Source organism: Amycolatopsis sp. WGS_07, assembly GCF_045278895.1.
In the GTDB taxonomy this organism is placed as follows: domain Bacteria; phylum Actinomycetota; class Actinomycetes; order Mycobacteriales; family Pseudonocardiaceae; genus Amycolatopsis.
Window position 1 is genome coordinate 6887745 of record NZ_CP136053.1, and the last position, 21660, is coordinate 6909404.

The 21660-nt window shown below is 69.5% G+C and carries 20 protein-coding genes and 1 pseudogene; 13 read left to right on the forward strand and 8 right to left on the reverse strand.

Annotation, left to right across the window (positions count from 1 at the left end):
• Positions 1-186: 186 nt before the first annotated feature.
• On the forward strand, positions 187-528 hold the full coding sequence (locus tag RPX00_RS32375; RefSeq protein WP_406631056.1) for a hypothetical protein: 342 nt from the start codon (positions 187-189) through the stop codon (positions 526-528).
• Positions 529-1837: 1309 nt separating this feature from the next.
• Here the strand turns inward: RPX00_RS32375 and RPX00_RS32380 are convergent.
• Positions 1838-2443: a TetR/AcrR family transcriptional regulator gene (locus RPX00_RS32380; RefSeq protein ID WP_406631058.1), complete on the reverse strand. Its 606-nt coding sequence runs from the start codon at positions 2441-2443 to the stop codon at positions 1838-1840.
• Positions 2444-2543: 100 nt separating this feature from the next.
• Between RPX00_RS32380 and RPX00_RS32385 the strand changes: the two genes are divergently transcribed.
• The 3 genes from RPX00_RS32385 to RPX00_RS32395 all read left to right on the forward strand — a co-directional run bounded on the left by RPX00_RS32385 (position 2544) and on the right by RPX00_RS32395 (position 5534).
• Positions 2544-3329 carry an SDR family NAD(P)-dependent oxidoreductase gene (locus RPX00_RS32385; protein WP_406631060.1) on the forward strand — a complete coding sequence of 262 codons (786 nt, stop codon included), beginning with the start codon at positions 2544-2546 and terminating at the stop codon, positions 3327-3329.
• A 50-nt stretch (positions 3330-3379) separates the two neighbouring features.
• Complete coding sequence (locus tag RPX00_RS32390) at positions 3380-4291, forward strand: NAD-dependent epimerase/dehydratase family protein (protein ID WP_406631062.1); 912 nt, start codon at positions 3380-3382, stop codon at positions 4289-4291.
• Positions 4292-4538: 247 nt separating this feature from the next.
• On the forward strand, positions 4539-5534 hold the full coding sequence (locus RPX00_RS32395) for an alpha/beta fold hydrolase (protein ID WP_406631064.1): 996 nt from the start codon (positions 4539-4541) through the stop codon (positions 5532-5534).
• Here RPX00_RS32395 and RPX00_RS32400 read toward each other — a convergent pair.
• Both RPX00_RS32400 and RPX00_RS32405 read right to left on the reverse strand, forming a co-directional pair.
• Positions 5524-6285 carry an ABC transporter permease gene (locus tag RPX00_RS32400; protein WP_406631066.1) on the reverse strand — a complete coding sequence of 254 codons (762 nt, stop codon included), beginning with the start codon at positions 6283-6285 and terminating at the stop codon, positions 5524-5526. The genes RPX00_RS32395 and RPX00_RS32400 overlap by 11 nt on opposite strands.
• Complete coding sequence (locus RPX00_RS32405; RefSeq protein WP_406631068.1) at positions 6282-7049, reverse strand: ABC transporter ATP-binding protein; 768 nt, start codon at positions 7047-7049, stop codon at positions 6282-6284. Before RPX00_RS32405 ends, RPX00_RS32400 begins: the two co-directional genes overlap by 4 nt.
• A 158-nt stretch (positions 7050-7207) precedes the next feature.
• Between RPX00_RS32405 and RPX00_RS32410 the strand changes: the two genes are divergently transcribed.
• Positions 7208-7915 (forward strand): helix-turn-helix domain-containing protein, encoded by a 708-nt coding sequence (locus RPX00_RS32410; RefSeq protein ID WP_406631069.1) that lies wholly within the window; start codon positions 7208-7210, stop codon positions 7913-7915.
• Here the strand turns inward: RPX00_RS32410 and RPX00_RS32415 are convergent.
• A complete protein-coding gene (locus RPX00_RS32415; RefSeq protein ID WP_406631071.1) occupies positions 7878-8723 on the reverse strand; it encodes a hypothetical protein in 846 nt (281 codons plus the stop codon). The two genes, RPX00_RS32410 and RPX00_RS32415, sit on opposite strands and share 38 nt — an antisense overlap.
• Positions 8724-8942: 219 nt before the next feature.
• Between RPX00_RS32415 and RPX00_RS32420 the strand changes: the two genes are divergently transcribed.
• Genes RPX00_RS32420 through RPX00_RS32430 form a run of 3 tightly spaced genes read left to right on the forward strand, consistent with a single transcriptional unit; the run spans position 8943 to position 14509 of the window.
• Positions 8943-10787 (forward strand): alpha-L-fucosidase, encoded by a 1845-nt coding sequence (locus RPX00_RS32420; RefSeq protein ID WP_406631073.1) that lies wholly within the window; start codon positions 8943-8945, stop codon positions 10785-10787.
• Between the two features lie 9 nt (positions 10788-10796).
• Positions 10797-12668 carry a beta-N-acetylglucosaminidase domain-containing protein gene (locus RPX00_RS32425; protein WP_406631075.1) on the forward strand — a complete coding sequence of 624 codons (1872 nt, stop codon included), beginning with the start codon at positions 10797-10799 and terminating at the stop codon, positions 12666-12668.
• 11 nt (positions 12669-12679) lie between these two features.
• Positions 12680-14509, forward strand: coding sequence for a beta-galactosidase (locus tag RPX00_RS32430; RefSeq protein WP_406631077.1), 1830 nt, complete (start codon positions 12680-12682; stop codon positions 14507-14509).
• 219 nt (positions 14510-14728) lie between these two features.
• Here RPX00_RS32430 and RPX00_RS32435 read toward each other — a convergent pair whose 3' ends face one another.
• Positions 14729-15211, reverse strand: coding sequence for an Lrp/AsnC family transcriptional regulator (locus RPX00_RS32435; protein WP_406631079.1), 483 nt, complete (start codon positions 15209-15211; stop codon positions 14729-14731).
• A gap of 60 nt (positions 15212-15271) precedes the next feature.
• Here RPX00_RS32435 and RPX00_RS32440 point away from each other — a divergent pair, with 60 nt between their 5' ends.
• Positions 15272-16285, forward strand: a complete 1014-nt coding sequence (locus RPX00_RS32440; protein WP_406631081.1) for a Glu/Leu/Phe/Val dehydrogenase dimerization domain-containing protein — start codon at positions 15272-15274, stop codon at positions 16283-16285.
• Between the two features lie 45 nt (positions 16286-16330).
• On the opposite strand, the gene RPX00_RS32445 is transcribed toward RPX00_RS32440, so the two are convergent.
• Positions 16331-16486 carry a hypothetical protein gene (locus RPX00_RS32445; protein ID WP_406631083.1) on the reverse strand — a complete coding sequence of 52 codons (156 nt, stop codon included), beginning with the start codon at positions 16484-16486 and terminating at the stop codon, positions 16331-16333.
• Between the two features lie 199 nt (positions 16487-16685).
• Between RPX00_RS32445 and RPX00_RS32450 the strand changes: the two genes are divergently transcribed.
• Together RPX00_RS32450 and RPX00_RS32455 are read left to right on the forward strand one after the other, a co-directional pair.
• Positions 16686-17057, forward strand: coding sequence for an STAS domain-containing protein (locus RPX00_RS32450; RefSeq protein WP_406631085.1), 372 nt, complete (start codon positions 16686-16688; stop codon positions 17055-17057).
• Between the two features lie 70 nt (positions 17058-17127).
• Entirely contained in the window at positions 17128-18090 is a 963-nt protein-coding gene (locus RPX00_RS32455) for a TIGR03557 family F420-dependent LLM class oxidoreductase (protein ID WP_406631087.1), read from the forward strand.
• A 44-nt stretch (positions 18091-18134) separates the two neighbouring features.
• On the opposite strand, the gene RPX00_RS32460 is transcribed toward RPX00_RS32455, so the two are convergent.
• Positions 18135-19226, reverse strand: a complete 1092-nt coding sequence (locus tag RPX00_RS32460) for a Vms1/Ankzf1 family peptidyl-tRNA hydrolase (RefSeq protein WP_406631089.1) — start codon at positions 19224-19226, stop codon at positions 18135-18137.
• A 23-nt stretch (positions 19227-19249) separates the two neighbouring features.
• Positions 19250-20543: pseudogene (locus tag RPX00_RS32465) on the reverse strand (NAD(P)/FAD-dependent oxidoreductase).
• A gap of 116 nt (positions 20544-20659) precedes the next feature.
• Here RPX00_RS32465 and RPX00_RS32470 point away from each other — a divergent pair.
• Entirely contained in the window at positions 20660-21121 is a 462-nt protein-coding gene (locus tag RPX00_RS32470) for an SRPBCC family protein (protein WP_406631091.1), read from the forward strand.
• Positions 21122-21151: 30 nt separating this feature from the next.
• Positions 21152-21658 (forward strand): type 1 glutamine amidotransferase domain-containing protein, encoded by a 507-nt coding sequence (locus tag RPX00_RS32475; protein WP_406631093.1) that lies wholly within the window; start codon positions 21152-21154, stop codon positions 21656-21658.
• Positions 21659-21660: the final 2 nt, after the last annotated feature.

A 21660-nucleotide genomic window follows, 5' to 3' on the forward strand; every position in this document is an offset into this window, starting at 1 on the left:
CGGACGGGAACGATGCGGGCTCGCAGTGCTGCTGGATCTTCTGGCGGGCAGCGGAAAGCACGCTTTGTCCGGTTTGGACACAGCGGGCGTGCCGGTGGTGCTGGGGCCGTACTTTGGTAGACCGGACCAAAACCGGTCGCCCGCGTCCGCCGCCGACGGCTACCGTGCCGTCGAAAGGGGGACGCAATGGAGACGACGGAGCTGTGGCGGCCGACCGGTCCGGCCGAGCTGGAGCTGGTGCGCCGGTCCGGCTGGCGCGCGTGGCCGCCGCGGCTGCCGGACCAGCCGATCTTCTACCCGGTGCTGAACGAGGACTACGCGGTGAAGATCGCGCGGGACTGGAACGTCCGGTTCGACGGCGCCGGCTACGTGACCCGGTTCCAGGTCGAGACAGCGTTCCTCGACCGCTACCCGGTGCGGCAGGCGGGCGGCGAAACGATCCTGGAGCTGTGGGTGCCCGCGGAGGAGCTGCCGGAGTTCAACGCGCACCTGGTCGGCGAGATCGAGGTCGTGCACGAGTTCCGCTGACCGGATGACGGGCACGCGGATCACCCACAGGGCGGCACGGGTCTGCACTGGGTGAGGACGGTGTCCGCCTCCGGTGTGGTTGATGTCGGCAGGCAGGCGACGTTCAGTGACCGCACGGGCGAGCTTGCGTCACCGTGGACCGTATGGACTCGGCGCTGGCAGGCCTCGCTGGAAGGCTCCTGGTCCAGTGCCGGCCCGCGCAGGCCAGGACGCTGCTCGAGGTCTGCGCGACACACGACGCCGGGGTTGTCCTGACGGGAAGGTCGGCGACGGATTCGGTGAAGTCTCTCCGCGACGAGGGGTTTGCCGGGCCGATTCTGTGCGATGCCGAGCGCTACACCGGAAAGCGGCGAGTGCCGGCCGGAGCCGGGACGCATCCGGCGTGGTGCCGGAAGCAGCGGAAGCTCGGCCTGCTGCCGCTGACGGATTCCGGCTACCTCGCGGCTCGCGACTGGACGGGCCTTCGCGGGAGCCTGCTCGCCGCCGCCAGGGAGCCGTCCGCGGTCGCGGTGTTGCCGCTTTCTCCGTGGTGGTTCGGCAGCCACCCGATCACGGTCGCCCTGGCGGCGGAGATCAACCGGCACGGGGTGCCGGTCGCGGTCGTTCTCGAGCACAAGGCCGACCCGTTCGGGGTCCAGCGGGTGCTGCGCGAGTTTCTGCATCTTCTGGCCGCCTGCATGGTTCCCGTGCTGGTGTTGCGCTGCGACATCTCGTCCGTCGGCCTGCTGTGCCACGGCGGGCACGCGGCGGCAGTGGGCACGAGGAGTTCGCTGCGGCATCTGTACCCGGTCTCTCGCGGTTATTCCGGTGGCGGCGGGCCGTCGGTGTTCGTGCCTCGCCTGCTCAGCTATCACCGGATCGACACCTGCGAGAAGGTGTTCAGCCGGACGCCGGAGATCGAACAGCTGTGGGCCTGCCCGTGTCCGGTCTGCGCCGAGCGGACCCCGGCTGGCCTCGACAGCTCTTTGGCCGTGCAACACGATCTCGATCGTCAGCTGGCACTGCGAGACGAGCTGTTCGGGCGGCGGCTGACCGCGGAGCAGCGCCGGAGCGCCTGGCACGAGACGTGCAGCCACGCGCGCTACGTCCACCAGCAGGTCGCCGAGGCTGTACCGGGATGGACCGAACCGGCGAACCTTCGGGCATGGTGCCGGGTCACCGAGGATCCGTTGCCGCGCAGCATCCCCGGCCAGCCGACGGCCGGTTCCGTCCGGACGAGGACGGCCAGCACCGTTCAGCGGCGAGCGGTCGAGCGCGGGCATCGCCGGTCAGAAGGCATGAGGGGAAACGCCGCTCGTCGCGGCCTGACTCACGAGCCGCCGAGCCCGCCCGACAACCGGCGAAAACACTGGACCGCCAGCTCCACCGGTGCCGCCTTTTCCTCGGTCCCCGCCCAGATCTCCAGCGAAATCCGGATCGCGTCCGTCGCCGCTGCCGCAACGAGATGCACGATCACCTCGTCCGTCTCCGGAGCCAGCCGGGCCAACACCGGACGCAGCCGCGTCTCGGATTCGCCGTTCACCCGGTGCCACACGGCCGCCAGCGCCGAATCGTCCCCGCTCGCGGCGCGCAGCAGGCCGCGCGTCCAGCTGAATTCCGGGGCGGCGTCGGCGGCGGAGATTGTCTTGCGGATCGCGTCCTCGACCGCCTTCAGCAGCGGCGTTCCTTCGGCGGTGGCGGCGAGGTGCTCGCGCCACGAATCGGCTCCGACGACCAGCAGCGGAGCGACCGCGTCCTCTTTCGTGCGGAAGTAGCGGTAGAAGGTGCGCGGCGCGACGCCCGCCGCGTCGGCGATCGCTTCCGCGGTCGTTCCCTGCGCGCCGTGCTCGGTGAACAGCCGGGCGGCGGCGCGGGCGATGTCGAGTTGCGTCGCCGCTTTGCGCCGTTCGGTCAGGGTCAGGGGCTTTCCGCTCACCGGACAACGATACCGGACATCTGCCAGCTCTGCATGCAGAGTCAAGGTGGCACAAACTGCCACGTAGGCGTAACGTGACCAGTGAAGGAAAGGAGCGGACATGAACCGTTACGAAGGACGCCGCGTGCTGGTCACCGGGGGCGGCTCGGGCATTGGGCAGGCGACCGTGCTGCGGATGCTGGCCGAGGGTGGGCACGTCATCGCCGCCGACGTGAGCGAAGCGGGTCTCGCGGACACCGTCGAGAAGGCGGGCGACGTGGGGGACCGGCTGGGCACCGTGGTCGTGAACGTCGCCGACGAAGCGTCGGTCAAGGCCGGGGTCGCGTCGGTGGTCGAGCGGCTCGGCGGGCTGGACGCACTGGTCAACGCCGCGGGCATCCTGCGGTCGGCGCACACCCACGAGATGCCGCTCGAGGCGTTCGAGCAGGTGCTGCGGGTCAACCTGGTCGGCACGTTCCTGGTGATCCGCGAGTCGATCCCGGCGCTGCGCGAGGGTTCCGCGCCCGCGGTGGTGAACTTCAGCTCGACCTCGGCGATGTTCGCGCATCCGTACATGGCGGCGTACGCGGCGAGCAAGGGCGGCATCCAGTCGATGACGCACGCGCTCGCGTCTGAGTACGCGAAGGACGGCATCCGGTTCACCGCCGTGCAGCCGGGTTCGATCTCGTCGGGCATGACCGACGGCAGCGGACAGAGCAAGCAGAGCGTCGGCCCCGGCTTCCCGGAGGACGCCGATTTCACCCTGCTCGGCAAGCTGCTTCCCGCGCTGGGCCAGGGTTTCGCCGGTCCGGAGACGGTCGCGTCGGTGGTCGCGATGCTCGCCAGCGAGGACGCCGCGTTCATCACCGGCACCGAGGTCCGCATCGACGGCGGCACGCACTTCTGATGCGCGATTTGTTCAAGAACCGGCGGGCGGCCGCGCCGTAGCGTCGCGGCATGACAATCCTCGTGACCGGCGGCCTCGGCATGATCGGGGCGCACACCGCGCGGGCGCTCGCCGACGCCGGACAAGACGTGCTCGTCACCGGGCACCGGCGGACGGACGTCCCGTCGTTCCTGGCGGGCCGGGTCGCCGTCGAACCGCTCGACGTGACGGACCGGGACGCGTTCCTCGCGCTCGGCGACCGCTACGACATCACCGCCATCGTCCACCTGGCGGGCAGCATTCCCGGCGACGATCCGGTCGCGTTCTTCCGGACGGACCTCGCCGGGCTGACCAACGCCCTGGACGCGGCCCGGACGTGGCGGGTGCGCCGGTTCGCGGTGGCGAGCAGCCTCGGTGTCTACATCGGACGCGAAGAACCGCGCTGGCACGAGGAGCTGCCGCTGCCGACCGCGGATCTGCCGCATCTGATCGTGGCGTTCAAGAAGGCCGTCGAACCCCTGACGACGCACAGCCTGCAGGGCAGCGGCGTCGAACCGGTGGTGCTGCGGATCGGGACTGTCTGGGGTCCGCTGGTCGACCCGGAATCGCCGTTCTTCCCGATCCCGTCCTATCTCAACGCGGGCCTGCGCGGGGAAACGCCGCCCCCGCTGGTCGCCGACGAGGGGTTCGACTGCTGCTACGCCCCGGACGCCGGCCGCGCGATCGCGTTGCTGACCACCGCGCCTTCGCTGAAGTACGACACCTACAACGTGTCGAGCGGGCGACCGGTGACGAACCGGGAGTTCGCCGAGGCGCTGGCGGAGATCGTGCCAGGCTTGCCGGAACACCTGCGGCCTGGCGGAGAAACCCGGCCGCACCTGGATATTTCGCGGCTCAGCGAGGAAACGGGCTTCGCGCCGGAGTTCGACGTGCGAGCGGCGGTGGCGGACTACGCGACGTGGCGGAAGGCGAATCCGCGCTGAGGAGCACCGGCCACAGTGGAGGGTCCGGCGGCGTGAACTGACGGGCTTCCCCGGCCCTTTTCGGAGCCGGGGGAACCCGCTTCGGCAGCCTTGCTGTTCATGGGAATGCACTGGGTGCCGTCGACCGTCGGGCCCGGCAGCAGCGAACCAGTCCATGCCAGTTCTGAACGATCGGGCATCGGACGCCACCTTGCCGGAACGGCAATTTCGCGTGCCACGGCCGAGCCGAGCTGGCGAGACTGGCCGCATGATCACCACATCCCGGCCGTGGCCCCGCGCAGTCGCGGCGCTCGCGCTCTCCGTCTTGCTCGCGATCGGCAGCGCGGCCTGCTCGACCCCACTCGAGCCCTACGCGGCCGCCACCCAGGACGACCCCGCGTTCCAGGGAACGTTCCGGCACGAGTTCGCCGACGTCAACGGCGTCCGCATGCACTACGTCACCGGCGGAAGCGGCAGCCCGGTCGTCCTGATCCACGGCTGGCCCCAGACCTGGTACGGCTGGTGGCCGGTCATGCCAGCCCTCGCGAAACACCACACCGTGTACGCGATCGACCTGCCCGGTCTGGGCGACAGCACCGGCACCCCGACTGGCTACGACAAAGCCACCCTGGCGCGCTACGTGCATACCTTGATCGCCGAGCGACTCAAGGTCCGGAACGCGGCCGTCGTAGGGCACGATTTCGGTGCTGCGGTGGCTTTTCAGTACGCCAGCCAATTTCCTGACGACACATCCCGGCTCGGATATTTCGACCTGCCGTTGCCCGGACCCGCGATCAACGCGGCTGTTTATCGGACGTTGAGCTGGCACATCGCTTTCCATTCCCAACGCCGGGTCCCGGAGGCGGTTGTGGGGGACGATGTTCGCGAATACCTCGCGCTGTTCTACCCGCAGGTTTCCTTTGGCGGCACTGCATTCGGCGGGACTTCGGACCGTTCGCCGTTCACCGATGCCGAGATCACCGAATATGCGCGAACGTACAGCCGCCCATCGGTGCTGTCCGGCGGGTTCGAGCTTTACCGCGCACTGGACAAGGATGTCCGCGACGGGGTGGCTGCGGTGCCGGTGAAGGTGCCTACCTTGCTCCTGGCAGCGCAAGGGCAGCTTGCTGCCATTCGGTCCACTGTGGCCCCGCGGTTGACGGACATCGTCCAGGCAGCCGACGTGCCGCGGGCGGGGCATTGGCTGGTGGAGGAAAATCCACAGTTTGTGACGGGGGAGTTGGAGCGTTTCCTCAACGGCTGATCCTGCGATAGATCAGCATCGCGAGGCCGTAGGCGGCAACGAGGACGCCGGCGCACCAGGCGAGGGCGGTCCAGATCTCCGCGCCGACGGGCTGCTGGGTCAGCAGGCCGCGGATGGCGTTGACGATGGCCGTCACAGGCTGGTGCTCGGCGAAGGCGCGTACTGGTCCGGGCATGCTGGCGGTCGGGACGAAGGCTGAGCTGACGAACGGCAGGAAGATGAGCGGATAGGAGAACGCGCTCGCTCCGTCGCCCGACCTCGCGAGCAGGCCCGGGATGACCGCGATCCAGGTCAGCGCCAGCGTGAACAGGAGCAGGATGCCGGCGACCGCGAGCCACGCCGGCAATCCCGCTCCGGAACGGAATCCCGTCAGCACGGCGACGCCCACCACGACGGCGACCGAGACGAGGTTGGCGACCAGCGAGGTCAGCACGTGCCCCCACAGCACGGCGGACCGGGCGATCGGCATGGACCGGAAGCGTTCGAAAAGGCCGCTCTGCAGGTCTTGGAACAGCCGGAAAGCGGTGTAGGAGATGCCGGAGGCGATGGTGATGAGCAGGATGCCGGGCAGCAGATAGGCCACGTAGCTGCCGGACCCGTGCTGGATCGCGCCGCCGAAGACGTAAACGAACAGCAGCATGAACGCGATCGGCAGGACGGCGGTGGTGACGACGGTGTCCGGGCTGCGTGCGATCCGGCGCAGTGAGCGTCCTAAAAGGACTGCGGTGTCGGAGGCGAAGTGTTTGGTCATCGGCGGTCCTCGCTGACGACGGCGAAGAAGACGTCTTCGAGCGTCGGCAGCTTCTCGACGTATTCGACTTTGGCGGGCGGGAGCAGCCGCTTGAGTTCGGCGAGGGTGCCGTTCACGATGATCCGGCCCTGGTGCAGGATCGCGATCTGGTCGGCGAGGTGCTCGGCTTCGTCCAGGTACTGCGTCGTGAGCAGCACGGTCGCGCCGCGTCCGGCGAGTTCCTGCACGGCCTCCCACACTTCGGCGCGCGCCCGCGGGTCTAGGCCGGTCGTCGGCTCGTCGAGGAAAACGACCGGCGGGTTCCCGACCAGGCTCATCGCGAGGTCGAGACGACGGCGCAGCCCGCCCGAGTAGGTGGACGCCTGCCGCGCGGCCGCTTCCCGCAGGGAGAACCGGGCGAGCAGGCTGTCCGCGATCCCACCGGGATCTTTCAGGTGCCGCAGCCTCGCGACGAGCACCAGGTTTTCGCGCCCGGTAAGGATTTCGTCCACCGCGGCGAACTGTCCGGTGAGGCTGATGGACTCCCGCACGTCCGAGGACTGCGCGGCGACGTCGAACCCGTTGACGGCCGCCGTGCCCGCGTCGGCCTTGAGCAGCGTGGCGAGGATCCGCACGACCGTCGTCTTGCCCGCGCCGTTGGAGCCGAGCAGAGCGAAGATGCTGCCGCGCGCCACGTCGAAGTCGACGCCGCGCAGCACGGGCAATGCTTTGTACGATTTTTCCAGGCCCCGCACCCGGATCGCCGGTTCGGAGGTCGTGGGCATGCGAACTTTCCTTCCTCAGCACCGATAACGGCCACAACCTATCCGTGGTCTTCCGTTCGCCGGAAACTCCGGAATGCGCCGTGCGGAGGTATCTGCGCAGGTCAGGATCGACTCTTCGGTGCATCAGGAATAGGGTTATTGCAACGAGGAGGTCTGCTGTGCCCGGATCCCGACTCACTCGCCGCGACCGGCGGGTCATCGCCGCCGGCCTGGCCGACGGGCTCGGCTACGCCGAGATCGCGCGCCGGCTCGCCCGGCCCACGTCCACGGTCAGCCGCGAGGTCACGCGCAATGGCGGCCGCTCCGGCTACGCGCCGGACTCGGCCCACCAGGCCGCGAAACGACGGGCGCACCACCGAAAACCCAGCGTCGGCGCGGTCAAGGGCACCGAGGCTGCCCGCAGCGTCGAACAGCAGCTGGCGGCCACCCTGATCGGCACCGGAGTGCCCAGGATGGCCGGGAGAGTGCTCGCCGCCCTGCTCACCACCGACGACGCTGCGATGAGCGCCGCCGAGCTGGTTCGGCACTTGCGGGTCAGCCCGGCGTCGGTCTCGAAATCAGTCCGGTACCTCGAAGCCGAGGGCTTGCTTCGCCGGGAGCGGACGGCGAAAAGCCGCGCGGAGCGCTACGGCGTAGGGCCGGATGCGTGGTTTCAGGCGTTTCTTGCCAGCGCGCAGCGGAACCATCAGCTCGCCGACGCCGCGCGCCGAGGAGCGGTGCGGCTGGGCCGGTCAACTCCGGCTGGCGCGCGGCTGCATGCGTTGAGCCGGTTTCATCAGCAGCTCACCGACGACATCATCGAGCGGGCCCGGCACTGGCGGTCCGTGCTCACCGAGCCGACGGGCGGGGCCAGCCGTGCTGGATGATTCGGTGTAGTTCGTCCAAGTGGGGCCTCGCCGCTCGCGCCGACCCGGCCTCTGCGGTGTCGAACAGCCGCTCCAGTTCGAGCAGCGTGGCTTGCGCTTTGTCCGCAGGCTCCTCGGCACCTGCCCACTCCTCGCTCCACTGGCCCGACCCCGCCCGGCTGACTGCTGACCGGAAGATCAGTTCCTCCACAGTGTCCGCGGCCAGGCCGAGTTGCGCGGACCAGGACGTCAGCAACGCGACGTACTTTTCGTAACTGGCGGGCCGCCATTCGTCGATGGTCAGGCGCAGGCCGGTGTGCGTCGCGAGCCAGCGGCGCACGACAGCGTCCAGGATCGGGGCGTTCGCATGGTCAGCGGCGGCCGTGACAAAGCGCAGGTACTTTGTGCCGAAAGCGACCCCTAGGTAGCGCAGCGGAGCACGCGCCAGATCGCGGAACGCCGCCAGCCCGCCGTGTTCTCGCGCGACGAGCGCGACTTCCGCCAGCCGCTCGGGCGCGGATGGGTTTTCCGTGAGCACACGAGCGGTGCGCCAGGGGCCGTAGCCGACGCGGCCGTATCCCCAGATCATCGCGGCCAGGAACGCCTGCTCCGCGCCTTCCGGGGTCGCTGCGTGTGCGGCGTGGCGGGTGGCTTCTGCGCGGTCGACTAGGTCGGGGAGGGCGTCGAGGAATGCGTGACGGTGCGGGAAGTGCTTGCGCCAGGCGTCGCGCGACCAGCGGACAGCTGGCTGGGCCGGTTCGCCTTCCTCCCGCCAGCGCTGGACGGTGCTGGTCAGCGCGGCCGGAACCGGGGTGGCTGGATGTCCCACCTGACCTTGGTACTACATCGCGACCCATCAGATCACTGACCATCGGCCACCGGGCTAGCCAGGGAGGAAGCCAGAGCTTGGAACAGGTGTGATCCAAGACCTGGCGCTCGGGTGAAAGCGGGAAGGCCTCCGCCGATCAGGTCTAGACATCCGATGGATGCCCGTCTTACGCTCCCCGCCGTCACCGTTCGGTCACGGATCCGACAGGAGGGGGCCGCCGTGTCGATTCCCGCGAGTCTGGCGTTAGCCGCGGTACTGACGGCTGGGGGAACGGCAGCGGCCGCCGCCGAGCCAGCGGGTTGTCACGGGCCCATCCGGCCCGCGGCGATCCAGACCGTGCAGACGTGCGACGGCATGGACCGGATTCTCGCCAAGGCCGCCGCGACTGTGCCGCGTTCCGGGCAGATCGCCTGGCAGCAGCGGCCGGTCACCGCGTTCACGCACTTCGGCATGAACACCTTCACCGACCGGGAATGGGGATCCGGCGCGGAGAAAGAGTCGACGTTCGCGCCGCCGGCGGTCGACACCGAGCAGTGGATGCGGTCGATGAAAGCCGCTGGCGTGACGCAGGTGATGCTGACCGCGAAGCACCACGACGGGTTCGTCCTCTATCCGACGCGCTACACGAACCACTCGGTCGTCGCGAGCCCGTGGTGGGTCACGCCTGGGTGCGCCGACGACGCCGTAGCGAAAGCGCGCGCGGCGGCGCAGAACGGCCGTGCGCAGGATCCGTCCGCATATTGGCAGGTCCGCGCCGCCGGGTGCGCCAATCCGCGCGGGGACATCCTGCGCGACTACGTCGATTCCGCTCGGAAAGCCGGGCTGAAGGTCGGTGTGTACCTGTCGCCGGCGGACGGTGCCGAGCTGCCCGCGCAGTTCTTCGCTGACCAGGTGAAACGGGTCGAGGCGAAGGTCGCCGCAGGGCAGCCGTTGAGCATCGAGGAGCAGGCCACCTACGACGACCGGGCGAACACGCCTGCCGGTCAGGGCCGGTACGGCACGGGGAGCGCGGCGAAGGTGCGCACGATTCCGTCGCTGGTCCCGAACGACGACCGGGCCGCGGCGCTCGCGGCCGGGAAGCTGCCGAAGTTCACCGTCACCGAGGACGACTACAACGCCTACTACCTGAACCAGATCTACGAGTTGTTCACGCAGTACGGGCCCATCGACGAGCTGTGGCTGGACGGGGCCAATCCCTGGCGCGGCAACGGAATCAGCGAAAACTACGACTTCGCGACCTGGTTCCGGATGATCCACGCGCTGTCACCGGACACGGTCACGTTCGCCGGGCCGGCGGGCGTGCGCTGGGTCGGCAACGAGAACGGCCAGGCCCGTCAGACCGAGTGGAGCGCGCTGCCGACCACCGGGGATCCGAACGCCGCGCACAACGAGGAGTTGTTCGTCGGCGGCGCGGAGGGCGCTGACCTCGGCTCCCGGCAGGTGCTCGCCGACCCGTCCGTGCGGTATCTGGAATGGGCCCCGGCCGAAGCTGATGTGTCGATCCGGCCGGGCTGGTTCTATCACCCGGACGAACAGCCGAAGACGCCTGCGCAGCTCGTCGATCTCTACCGCGCCTCGGTGGGCCGCAACGCGTCGCTGCTGTTGAACGTTCCCCCAGGTCCGGACGGCCGGGTCGCCCCGGCCGATGTCACCGCGTTGGCGTCTTTCGGGCAGGCCATCGCCAAGACGCAGGCGCAGAACCTCGCCGCCGGTGCACGGGGATTGAACGCGGTCACGGACTCCTCGCTCACCACGTCCTGGTCGCCGCCGCGCGGTGCGCTCGCCGGGACGATGGACGTCGTGCTGCCGAAGGCTGTCACGTTCGATCAGCTTCGCCTGGGCGAGGACATCACGCGCGGCCAGCACGTCGAGGGTGCGACGGTCCAGGCCGAAGTGGACGGTTCCTGGCGCACGATCGCGACTGTCACCACCATCGGCGCGAATCGGCTCGTCACCCTCCCAATGCCGGTCACCGCCAGCCACTTGCGCGTGATCGTCACACAATCGCGGGCGACGCCGTATTTGGCTACTTTCGCGTTGTACCGCACTGTTCCCGCCGCCTGAGAGGAAGCCATGACTGTACGCCGCAGAGCTTGGCTCGCCGCTGTCGTCGCGACGAGTGCCCTCACGATTGTCCAGCCCGCTGCCGCGCGGCCGGGCTCAGTGCCCGTCGTTTCTCCTACTCCGCAACAGATCAATCGCGACACTGCGGACGTCGCGTTGCCGTCGTCGGTCGTGCTGGTCACCGATGGAACCACTGACGGTCCGGCGAAGGACCTGCTGATTTCCCTGTTGAAACAGCACGGGGTGAAGAAGATCAGCAACGGCCCGGAGCGCGGTTTTGTCATCCGGCTTGCTAACAGCGGGGATGCGCCGACACAGGCCGAGGGTTATTCCCTTGCCGTGCGGCGCGACGGTGTGACGATCAACGGCCGGGACGGTGCCGGGCAATACTATGGCGTACAGACACTGCGGCAGCTTTTCGTCCGAAATGGACAAGGCTGGGCCGTGAGCGGCGTCGGGGTGCGGGACTGGCCGAACATGGCGCTGCGCGGATCGATCGAAGGGTTCTACGGTCCACCGTGGACGAACGAGGACCGGTTGCGGCAGATCAAGTTCCTCGGTGAGACCAAGGCGAACACCTACATCTACAGCGCGAAAGACGACGCGTACCTCCGCGCGCAATGGCGGGATCCGTATCCGCAGCAGGAGCTGGACACCCTTGGAAAGCTTGTCCAGGCGGCGAATGCGAACCACGTCGACTTCACCTATGCGTTGTCGCCCGGAGTGTCGATCTGCTTCTCGTCGCCGCAGGACATCGCGGCGGTGAAAGCGAAATTCCAGTCCGTCTACGACCTCGGCGTGCGGTCGTTCTCGCTGCCGTTCGACGACATCTCGTACACCAAGTGGAATTGCGCTGCCGACCAGAAGGCGTTCGGAGCGCCCGGACAGGCCGCTGCGGGCAAGGCGCAGGTCTCGCTGCTGAATGAGGTCGCCAAGAACTTCGTGCGGACGCACGACGGTGTCCGTCCTTTGCAGACAGTGCCGACTGAGTACAGCGATCTCGAAGATTCGCCGTACAAGACAGAGCTGCGGGAGAACCTTGACCCGTCCGTGGTCGTGCAATGGACCGGCACCGCGGTGGTGCCGCCGAGCGTGAAGAACGACGAAGCCCAGCAGGTGTCCACTGTGTACGGACGAAAGGTGTTCCTCTGGGACAACTACCCGGTCAACGACTTTGACCAGTCTGCCGGACGGCTATTGCTCGCGCCGTACGCGCATCGCGAAGCGGGGCTGTCGAAGTACCTGAACGGGATCGTCTCGAATCCGATGAACCAGGAAGCGGCCAGCGAGATCGCCGAGTTCGGCGTCGCGGACTTCTCCTGGAACGACGCCGGATACTCGCCGGAACGGTCGTGGCCGCAGGCGTTGGGTCGGCTCGCGGGCGGCGATCAGCGCGTGACTGCGGCGCTCAAGGTGTTCGCGGATCTCGAACACCTGGCCCCGGTTTTCGGGCCCACGCCGTGGCAGCCGCAGGCGCCGGCGCTCGCCGCACACGTCGCCGATTTCTGGCAGCGCTGGAACGCGGGCGATCACAGTGCGCTGGGCAAAATGCGTTCGTATGCCGAACAGATCCGCAACGCTCCCACCGTAATCCGCGGTGGGCAGGTGCAGGGCGCGTTCGTCCGCGAGGCCGGTCCGTGGCTGGATGCGACCGCGTTGTGGGGCGACGCGATGGTGACCCGGCTGGACGCGCTCGCGGCGGCCACGCGCGGGGACGACGCCCAGGCCGAACGCCTGACCGCCGCCGCGGACGCGCTGGTCAAGCGGGCGGAGGCGGTAAAGACGGGCAACAGCAACCGGTGGGGCGTGCGGCAGGCACTCGTCGGCGACGGTGTGCTCGACGCGTTCCTCGTCCAGGTCCGCGCGGCGACGGCCGGATGAACGGGGGAGGGATGGACGTGAGCAGGAGGAGCTTCCTCGGCGGCGCGGCCGCGGTCGCCGCGAGCACGGTGTTCGCCGGACCGGCGGGCGCGGCCGGCCGCCGTGGGCTGAGCGTGTCCGGCGACCGTTTTTTGTTGGACGGCAAGCCATTCCAGATCGTGTCCGGTGCGATCCACTATTTCCGGCTGCGTCCGGACCAGTGGCGCGACCGGCTGACCCGGTTGAAAGCACTGGGCCTCAACACCGTCGAAACCTATGTCGCCTGGAATTTCCATCAGCCGACGCCCGGCCGGGCCGATTTCCGCGGTCCGCGCGATCTCGGGGCGTTCATCCGCCTCGCCGGGGAACTCGGTTTCCAGGTGATTGTCCGGCCGAGCCCGTATATCTGCGCGGAATGGGAGTTCGGCGGCCTGCCCGCCTGGCTGCTCGCGGACCGGAACATGGAACTGCGCTGCGCCGATCCGGCGTATCTGCGGGCCGTCGACGCGTGGTACGACCAGCTGATCCCGCAGCTCGCCCCGCTGGAAGCGCAGCACGGCGGCCCGATCGTCGCCGTGCAGATCGAAAACGAATACGGCAGCTACGGCAATGACACAAGCTATCTCGCGCACCTGCGGGACAGCCTGCGTTCTCGTGGGATAACGAGCCTGCTTTTCGTCGCGGACGGCGCTTCCGAATTCTTCATGCGCTTCGGCGAGCTGCCCGGCACTTTGGAAGTCGGAACCGGCGACGGCGATCCAGCGCCGAGCATCGCCGCGCTGAAGGCATTCCGTCCCGGGGCGCCGGTGATGATGGCCGAGTACTGGGACGGCTGGTTTGACCACTGGGGCGAATCGCACCACACGACCGACCCCGGGCAAACCGCCGCCCATATCGACCAGTTGCTGGCCACCGGCGCGTCGGTCAACCTGTACATGGCCTGCGGCGGCACCAACTACGGATTCACCGCCGGTGCCAACACTTCCGGCTCGCAATACCAGCCCACCGTGACCAGTTACGACTACGATTCTCCGGTCGGCGAGGCCGGGGACGTCGGTGCGAAATTCACCGCGCTGCAATCCGTCATCACCAAATACACCAAGCTCCCGGCCGTCCCGCCGCCCGCTCGCTCGCCGCGGTTGCCCGCTCAAACCTTGACGCCCGCCGAGTCGGTGTCCCTTGTGGATTCATTGCCCGCACTGTCCACTGTGGTCCGATCGGCGCAGCCGGTTTCGATGGAACGCCTTGGCCAATCGACCGGCCTGATCCACTACCGCACGACCGTGCAAGGCCCGCACTCCGGACCGCTGAGCATTCACGGCCTGGCGGACCGGGCGCTGGTCTTCGTCGACGGCGTGCCGTTGGGCGTGCTGGACCGCAACCATCCGGACGCGACGCTGGACCTGAAGCTGGAGAACTCGCGGACGCGGCTGGACATCCTGGTCGACACGATGGGCCGGGTGAACTATGGTCCGTACCTCGCCGATCGGAAGGGCATCGACGGTTGGGTCGCGATGAACACCCAGCAGAAACTCTTCGGCTGGGAAATCCGCCCGCTGCCGCTGGACGACCTGTCCCGGCTCCGGTTCTCGTCCGCGAAACCCGGCCCCGGCCCGGCGTTCCACCGCGCGACCGCCGAGATCGCCGACCCGGCCGACGGTTTCGTGGCCCTGCCCGGCTGGGAGAAGGGCGTCGTGTGGCTGAACGGCTTCAACCTGGGCCGGTACTGGAAGATCGGGCCGCAGAAGACGCTGTACGCGCCGAAGTCGTTGTGGCGGAAGGGGCGGAACGAGCTGGTGGTGCTGGAACTGCACCGGCCCGCGGCGACGATCGAGATCCGGCCGGAGGCGGACCTGGGCTGACCCGGGCGGGCGGCGGCTTGCGCTGGGCCGGGGCACCCGCCAACGCGCACAGCGGTCCGTGAAGGACTCCTTGAGGGAATCAGATTCCGTCAAGGAGTCCTTCACGGACCTTCCAGCGCCGGGTCCGCGGGCAAGAGGGCCGGGGCGGGCCAGGCGGCATAGCGGCGGTCCTGGCGCCAGAGGCGGACCTGGGCTGAAGCGGAGTCCCAGCGCCGGGGCTCACTGCTCCCCGGCGAGGTTCTCGATCGCCCGCTTCCGGCTGTGGTCGAACACGATCGAACTGCGGAACTGGACGACCTCCTTGCGGCTGCTCAGGTCCTCGACGAGGAACGTGTGCAGCCGCGAGACGTCCGGGACCGCGACGTGCAGCAGGAAATCGTCGCCGCCTGCCAGGACGAAGACGGCCATCACCTCCGGCATCGCGAGCGCGTCGCGGCGGAACCGGTCGATGATCGGCTGGCTGAGCGGCCGGATCTGGGCGAACACCATGGCCTGCACCGACCGGCCCAGCGCGGGCAGGTCGACCTCGGCGTGGAATCCGGTCAGGACCTGGCGGGCCTGCAGCCTGCCGATCCGGTCCGAGCAGGTGGAGGCCGCGACGCCGACGCGGTCGGCGAGGTCGCGCATCGGGATCCGGGCGTCCTGCTGGAGTTCGCGGACGATCCGGCTGTCGATCCGATCCAGGTTCGGAGTTTCGGTCATTTTCCGAACATATCACCGCCACTAGCGCGACTAGCGAAACATCAGAGGCAAGCTGGGCCGGTGAATCGAACAGAGAGTTTCGCTGGCGAGGCATTGCAGGTGGTCCGGGGCGCGCGGTCGGGGGTGGCGATCGCGGTCGCGGTCCATTCGACGGAGCGCGGGCCTGCGATCGGCGGGTGCCGGATCAAGCCCTATCCGTCGTGGCGGGACGGGGCGGACGACGCGCTGCGGTTGTCGGCGGCGATGACGGTGAAGTGCGCGCTGGCCGGGCTTCCTTACGGGGGCGGCAAAACCGTCGCGGCGCTGCCGCCGGAAGGCATCGGGAAGGCGCGTCGGCCCGAGCTGATCGCCGACATCGCCGACGCGATTTCCGCGCTGGGCGGGCGGTATCGCACCGGGCCGGACATCGGGTCGTCGTCCGAGGACATGGCGGTCATCCACCGGCTCGCGCACGGCTGGGCGTTCTGCCGTCCGCCGGACCAGGGCGGCAGCGGAACGTCGAGCGCGGCGACCGCGCGGGGTGTGCTGGCCGCACTTCAGGCCGGTGTCGCGCCGGGTTCGGTCGCGGGATTGCGCGTGGGCGTGATCGGGTTCGGGAGTGTCGGACGGCTGATCTGCGAGGCACTGATCGAGCGCGGTGCGGAGGTGGTGGTGACGGACGTCGACAGCGGGCTCCGGCCGGTCGCGGAGCGCCTCGGGGCCACTTGGACGACGGCCGATCTGCTGCGAGAACCGCTGGACGTGCTCGTACCCGCGGCGACCGGCGGACTGCTGACCGTCGAATCGGCGGCCGCGTGCGGCGCGGGGCTGATCGTCGGGCCGGCGAATAATCAGCTCGCCGACGAGAAGGCTGAGACAGTGTTGCGGGACAGGGGGATCACGTGGATTCCGGACGTCGTCGCGAGTGCGGGCGGGATCATCCACGCGGTAGGCCGCGAGGAACTCGGAATGGACGAAACGGCGGCGAACGCGAAAATCGACGCGATCGCGGACACCGTGAGTGCGGTTCTGGCGCTCGCCCGGGAACGGGGATTGCCGATGTCGCGGGCCGCACGGGAATACGCGGCCCGCTGAGCGAAAATCCGGGCCACGGAACCGCGGCCCGGATTTCTCGCGCTGTCAGTACCAATGCGCGCGGCCGCCGATCCGGCGCCCGGTCCCGCCGAGCACCGCCAGGATCGCGCCGATCACCACGAGGGCGATGCCGATCGTCCACAGAATCTGGATCGAGGTGACGAATCCGACCACGAGCAGAATGACGCCGAGAACAATCACGGGGAGAACCTCGTCTTTCCTTCTCTCGGTGGGGAATGAAGGCGTTCGTCGTGCTCGCTTCCGGATACCCTCCCTCGGAAGAGTGAAACCCTCGAAATGGGAGGCGGAAACAGGCGGCTGCGCCGTCGTCGCCGGACGGGCATCATGGAAGCGGCGGCCGGAGCCCCGGCCCCGAGCGGCCGACGAGGGGACTGTGGCGATGAACGAGCCGACCGACCCGGCACGCGCGTTTCGCGTCGAGCGCGCCGATCGCCCTCCGGCCGTGGTGCTGACGGTGCACGGCGACGTCGACATGCTCACCGCGCCGTTGCTGACCGCGTCGGTCGACGAGGTGCTCGCCGAGAATCCGCCGGTGCTGGTGGTGGATCTGGCCGAGGTGGAGTTCCTGGCCTCGGCCGGGCTGACCGCGCTGGTGACCATCACGCAGGACCGGGCGTCCGCCGTCCTGCGGATCGTCGCGGCCGGCCGGGCGACGATGCGGCCCATCCAGCTCACCGGGCTGGAGCGGAGCCTTCCGCTGTACCCCACGGTCGAGGCTGCGCTGCACCCGCCCGGCCGACAGCACGGGTGAAGCCGGGCGGCGCAGGGTAACCGGGCGGCGGAAGAGGTTCCCGGGAGGGAACCAGTCGAACGGGGAGAACATGCGCATCGGCTACACCTTGATGACTGAACAGACCGGGCCGCGCGAGCTGGTCGGCTGCGCGACCGGCGCGGAGGAGGCCGGGTTCGACTTCGCGGCCTGCAGCGACCACTATTCGCCGTGGCTGGCCGAACAGGGGCACGCGCCCTACGCGTGGAGCGTGTTCGGCGCGGTGGCCCAGGCGACCGAGCGGATCGAACTCATGACGCTCGTGACCTGCCCGACGATGCGATACCACCCGGTGGTGGTCGCGCAGAAGGCGGCGACCGTGCAGCTGCTGTCCGACGGCCGGTTCACCCTCGGGCTCGGCGCGGGGGAGAACCTGAACGAGCACGTCGTGGGCGTCGGCTGGCCGTCGGCGTCGGTGCGGCACGACCGGCTCGCCGAGGCCGTGCAGATCATCGGCGGCCTGTTCGACGGCGGCGAGTTCACCTACACCGGACAGCATTTCCGGGCCGACTCGGCGAAGCTGTGGGACCTTTCGCCGACGCGGGTGCCGATCGCGATCGCGGTGTCCGGCCCGAAGTCGGTGCAGCGGTTCGCGCCGGTGGCCGACGCGATGGTGGCGGTCGAACCGGACGCGGACCTGTGCGCGGAATGGGACCACGAACGGCTCGGGCCGCAGTCGCGCAAGATCGGCCAGCTGCCGGTCTGCTGGGACCCGGACCGCGGGGCGGCGATCCGGCGGGCACACGAGCAGTTCCGGTGGTTCGGCTCCGGGTGGCCGGTGAACGCGGAACTGCCGGGAACACAGGCATTCGACGCGGCTACCCAGTATGTGCGCGAGGAGGATGTGGCGGCCGGGATCCCGTGCGGTCCGGAGGCGGGGCCGATCGTGGACGCGGCGAAGCGGTTCGCGCAGGCGGGGTTCACCGATCTGGCGCTGGTGCAGATCGGCGGGGCCGAACACCAGCCAGGGTTTTTGGAGTTCGCGAGGCAGGAGTTGTTGCCAGCGTTGCGGTGAGCGGAGCTGGGCCCGGGTGTCGCGGCACCCGGGCCCAGTCATGCTCACGGATGACGCAGCAGGGCCCCGAACCCGTCTGCCAGGTCAAGCCGTTCGTCCATCACCACGACGTCCGCGCCGACCGCCACCGCCGCGTACGGGAGCGCCTCGTCCGCCCGGCGCAAGGCCGGGTCCTGCGCCCCGAGCGCGTTCAGCCGGGGCCGGGCGACTCCGACCTGCGTCGGTTCCGGGCCGGTGTACACGCTGGCCTCGCCGGAATCCCCGACGAGCAGCGTGGCCACGTTCGCCTCCGCCAGCGCGGCGGTCACCGCGGACAACCCGCTGACCGCCAGCGCCGATTCGCGGGCCGCTTCGGCGCGGAAGCGTTCGGCGAGGTCGTCCAGCTCGCGCAACCGTTGCCCGGTAAGCAGTTCGTGCACGGCCCGGTCCAGTTCGGACCGATCCGCGCCGGAGGCTCGGCTGCCCGCGTCGACCTCCGCGGTGAGCGAGCGGGCCGGTTCGGGCAGCCGGTCGTGCAGTTCGGTGCGGGCCTGGACTTCGCCGGCCAGGACGATCGCCCGCGGGCTGACGCGTTCGGCGGCCTTCGCGACGTGGTCGGCGACTTCCGCGAGGTTGCGGTGGGCGGTCTGTTCGGCGTGCGACTGGATGTCCCGGTGCGCCGGACCGCCGCCGCGGACCTTGTGCACCGGGTGCTCCTGCCCGTGCACCGTCTCGGTTTCCACGCTGCCGTCCGGCCGGTGCACCTCGATGTCCGCGCCGGTCCGGTCGACGAGCACCACCAGATGCGCGGGGACGTCCTCGACGTGGCTTACGGTCGGCAGGAAGTACGGCAGCTCCGAGAACCGCGCTACTTGCGCCGGCGGCGGTGCGGCGAGCCGCCGGTCGAGCAGGATCGTGCCGTGGGCCGCGACGATCGTGCGCCCGGCCCGGCCCACCGGCGGCGGGCTTTCTTCGACGGCGCGGAGGACTGCTTCGACCGTCGGCCGGTCAGCGCCCTGGTCCTCCAAGGCGGCCTCGATTTCCTTGAGCCGCAACCGTAGTTGCTTGGCCGCGTCTTCGGTGTCGTGCGATTCGTCGAGGTGCACCGAGACGAACGGTCCGTCGGTCAGCAGCGCGCGCAGTTCGAGTGTGTCCATTTCGGATTCCTCCCTCGTGGGCGTCACCGGGTCCGGGGCAGTTCCGGCGAGGCGGTGTCCAGCGGCACCGAACCGGACCGGACGAGCCCCAGCTGCACCGTCTGGCGCCGGCCGACCTTTTCCAGCGCCCAGTCGGCGGCGGTGCGCAGGCGGTTGCCCGGCAGGGAAAGCAGGTGGTAGCCGCGGGTCACGACGCGGGCGGGGAGCCCGGCCAGCGGCACGTGCAGCGGATTGGCCGCGCCTTCGCCGGAGCCGAGGTCGACGGCGAAGCCGAGATCGTGGTGCCGGTACCGGCGCGCACGGCCGACGCCGAGCGACGCGGCGACGTTGTTCCCGGCCAGTTTCCCTTGCCGCTGCGCGTGTTGCGCGGTCATCGGGGTCGTCTCGCCGGGGCGGGTCAGATCGGGCACCGCGGCCGCGTCGCCGCAGGCGAACACCTCGTCGCGGCCGGGGACGTTCAGCTCCGGCCGCGACGACCAGCCGGCCCCGCACGGTTTCCAAGCCCAGGTCGGAGACCAGGGGATCGGGACGGACGCCCACGCACCACACGAGGGTGTGCGTCGGCACGGCGTCGCCGGTGGTCAGCGTCACGCCTTCGCGTTCCGCCCGGTCCACCGAGGTCTTCATCCGGACTTCGACGCCGCGCTCCCGCAGGACCCGGTCCGCCGTGGCGCCGAGCCGGGGGTCCAATTCGGGCAGTACGCGATCGGCGATGTCCAGCAGCAGCCAGCGAATCGGCTGCCCGGCGAGTTCCGGGTGCCGCCGCGCGAGCGCCGCGGTGAACTCCGGGCCCTGCGCGGCGACCTCCGTCCCGGTGTAGCCCGCGCCGACCACCACGAACGTGCACCGGGCGTCGCGTTCGGCCGGGTCGTCGGTCGCGGCGGCCAGCTCGATCTGCCGGGTGACGTGGTCGCGCAGGTATAGCGCTTCGGGCAGGCCGCGGAAACCGTGCGCGCATTCGGCGACGCCGGGGATCGGCAGCAGCTTGTTGACGCTGCCCGCGGCGAGGATCAGCCGGTCGTAGTCCAGCGTGCGTTCGCGGTCTTCCGGGTCGACGTAGGTCACCGTGCGGGCGTCGAAGTCGACCGACCCGGCGGTGCCCAGCACTAAGCGCACGCCGCGCAGAGTGTCCGGAATGGACACCGCGACGTGGCGGGGGTCGACGATGCCGCTCGCCACCTCGGGCAGCAACGGCAGGTACAGGAAATAGTCGGTGGGGTTCAGCACGACGATCTCGGCGCGGTCGCCGAGGGTCCGCAGCAGTTCCTTCGCCGCGTGGTACCCGGCGAATCCTCCGCCGACGATCACGACTCGCATGGGCGGCCTCCTTTCCGCTGAACGGGTACCCGCAGCGCGGCCGGGCAATCGCGCCGGTTTCGCCCCGCCGCGCCCCGGGAATCCGGGCCCGGTACCCGTCCAGCGAGGAGGAGGGCATGACCAGCACGATCACCGAGATCGTCGACGTCGAAGTACCGGTGGCCACCGCGTACAACCAGTGGACGCAGTTCGAATCGTTCCCCGAGTTCATGGAGGGCGTGGAGGAAATCCGCCAGCTCGACGCGACGCACACGCACTGGGTCACCCGCTTCGGCGGCGTCGGACGGGAGTTCGACGCGACCATCACCGAACAGCATCCGGACGAGCGCGTCGCGTGGCGTTCGGACTCCGGGCCGGACCACGCCGGGGTGATCACCTTCCACCGGCTGGCCGACTCCAAGACCCGGGTCACCGCGCAGATGGAGATCGACCCCGAGGGTTTCGCCGAGAACGCCGCCGACAAGCTCGGCATCCTGGACCGGCGGGTCAAGGGGGACATGCTGCGGTTCAAGGAGTTCATCGAGCAGCGCGGGCGCGAAACCGGCTCGTGGCGCGGTGACGTCGAGCGTCCTGGGTAAGCGGTAAATCTTCGCGGAAAGGAGACCAGCATGGCCCGAGTGGCAGTGCTCGTGGACGAAATGGTCGAGGACGACGAGTTCCGGGTGCCGGTCGAACGGCTGCGTTCGGCCGGGCACGACCCGGTGGTCGTCGGATTGGCGCGGGGCAAGAAGCTCACCGCGTTGCACGGCACCGAAATCACCACCGATCAGGCCGTGGACGACGTGGGCGCGGCCGACTTCGACGCGGTCGTGGTGCCCGGCGGCTACTCGCCGGACAAGATCCGCGGCAGCGAGCCGATGGTCGCGCTGGTCCGGGAGACGGCCGCCGCGGGCAAACCGGTCGCGGCCGTGTGCCACGGCCCTTGGCTGCTGGCCGAGTCCGGGCTGGCGCGCGGCCGGACGGTGACCTCGTGGCCGTCGCTGAAAACGGACTTGCGCAACGCGGGCGCGGAGTGGGTGGACCGTGAGGTGGTGGCCGATGGCGGGGTGATCACGTCGCGGAATCCGCAGGATCTTCCCGCGTTCTGTGATGCGTTGCTTGAGCGGTTGAAGTAGGG

What these genes read in the sequence shown, in the direction of transcription:
- RPX00_RS32375 (WP_406631056.1), top strand. Translation starts at nt 187, where the DNA reads ATGGAGACGACGGAGCTGTGGCGGCCGACCGGTCCGGCCGAGCTGGAG.
- RPX00_RS32430 (WP_406631077.1), top strand. Translation starts at nt 12,680, where the DNA reads ATGGACGTGAGCAGGAGGAGCTTCCTCGGCGGCGCGGCCGCGGTCGCC.
- RPX00_RS32395 (WP_406631064.1), top strand. Translation starts at nt 4,539, where the DNA reads ATGATCACCACATCCCGGCCGTGGCCCCGCGCAGTCGCGGCGCTCGCG.
- RPX00_RS32455 (WP_406631087.1), top strand. Translation starts at nt 17,128, where the DNA reads ATGCGCATCGGCTACACCTTGATGACTGAACAGACCGGGCCGCGCGAG.
- RPX00_RS32400 (WP_406631066.1), bottom strand. Translation starts at nt 6,285, where the DNA reads ATGACCAAACACTTCGCCTCCGACACCGCAGTCCTTTTAGGACGCTCA.
- RPX00_RS32425 (WP_406631075.1), top strand. Translation starts at nt 10,797, where the DNA reads ATGACTGTACGCCGCAGAGCTTGGCTCGCCGCTGTCGTCGCGACGAGT.
- RPX00_RS32385 (WP_406631060.1), top strand. Translation starts at nt 2,544, where the DNA reads ATGAACCGTTACGAAGGACGCCGCGTGCTGGTCACCGGGGGCGGCTCG.
- RPX00_RS32460 (WP_406631089.1), bottom strand. Translation starts at nt 19,226, where the DNA reads ATGGACACACTCGAACTGCGCGCGCTGCTGACCGACGGACCGTTCGTC.
- RPX00_RS32405 (WP_406631068.1), bottom strand. Translation starts at nt 7,049, where the DNA reads ATGCCCACGACCTCCGAACCGGCGATCCGGGTGCGGGGCCTGGAAAAA.
- RPX00_RS32390 (WP_406631062.1), top strand. Translation starts at nt 3,380, where the DNA reads ATGACAATCCTCGTGACCGGCGGCCTCGGCATGATCGGGGCGCACACC.
- RPX00_RS32470 (WP_406631091.1), top strand. Translation starts at nt 20,660, where the DNA reads ATGACCAGCACGATCACCGAGATCGTCGACGTCGAAGTACCGGTGGCC.
- RPX00_RS32435 (WP_406631079.1), bottom strand. Translation starts at nt 15,211, where the DNA reads ATGACCGAAACTCCGAACCTGGATCGGATCGACAGCCGGATCGTCCGC.
- RPX00_RS32475 (WP_406631093.1), top strand. Translation starts at nt 21,152, where the DNA reads ATGGCCCGAGTGGCAGTGCTCGTGGACGAAATGGTCGAGGACGACGAG.
- RPX00_RS32450 (WP_406631085.1), top strand. Translation starts at nt 16,686, where the DNA reads ATGAACGAGCCGACCGACCCGGCACGCGCGTTTCGCGTCGAGCGCGCC.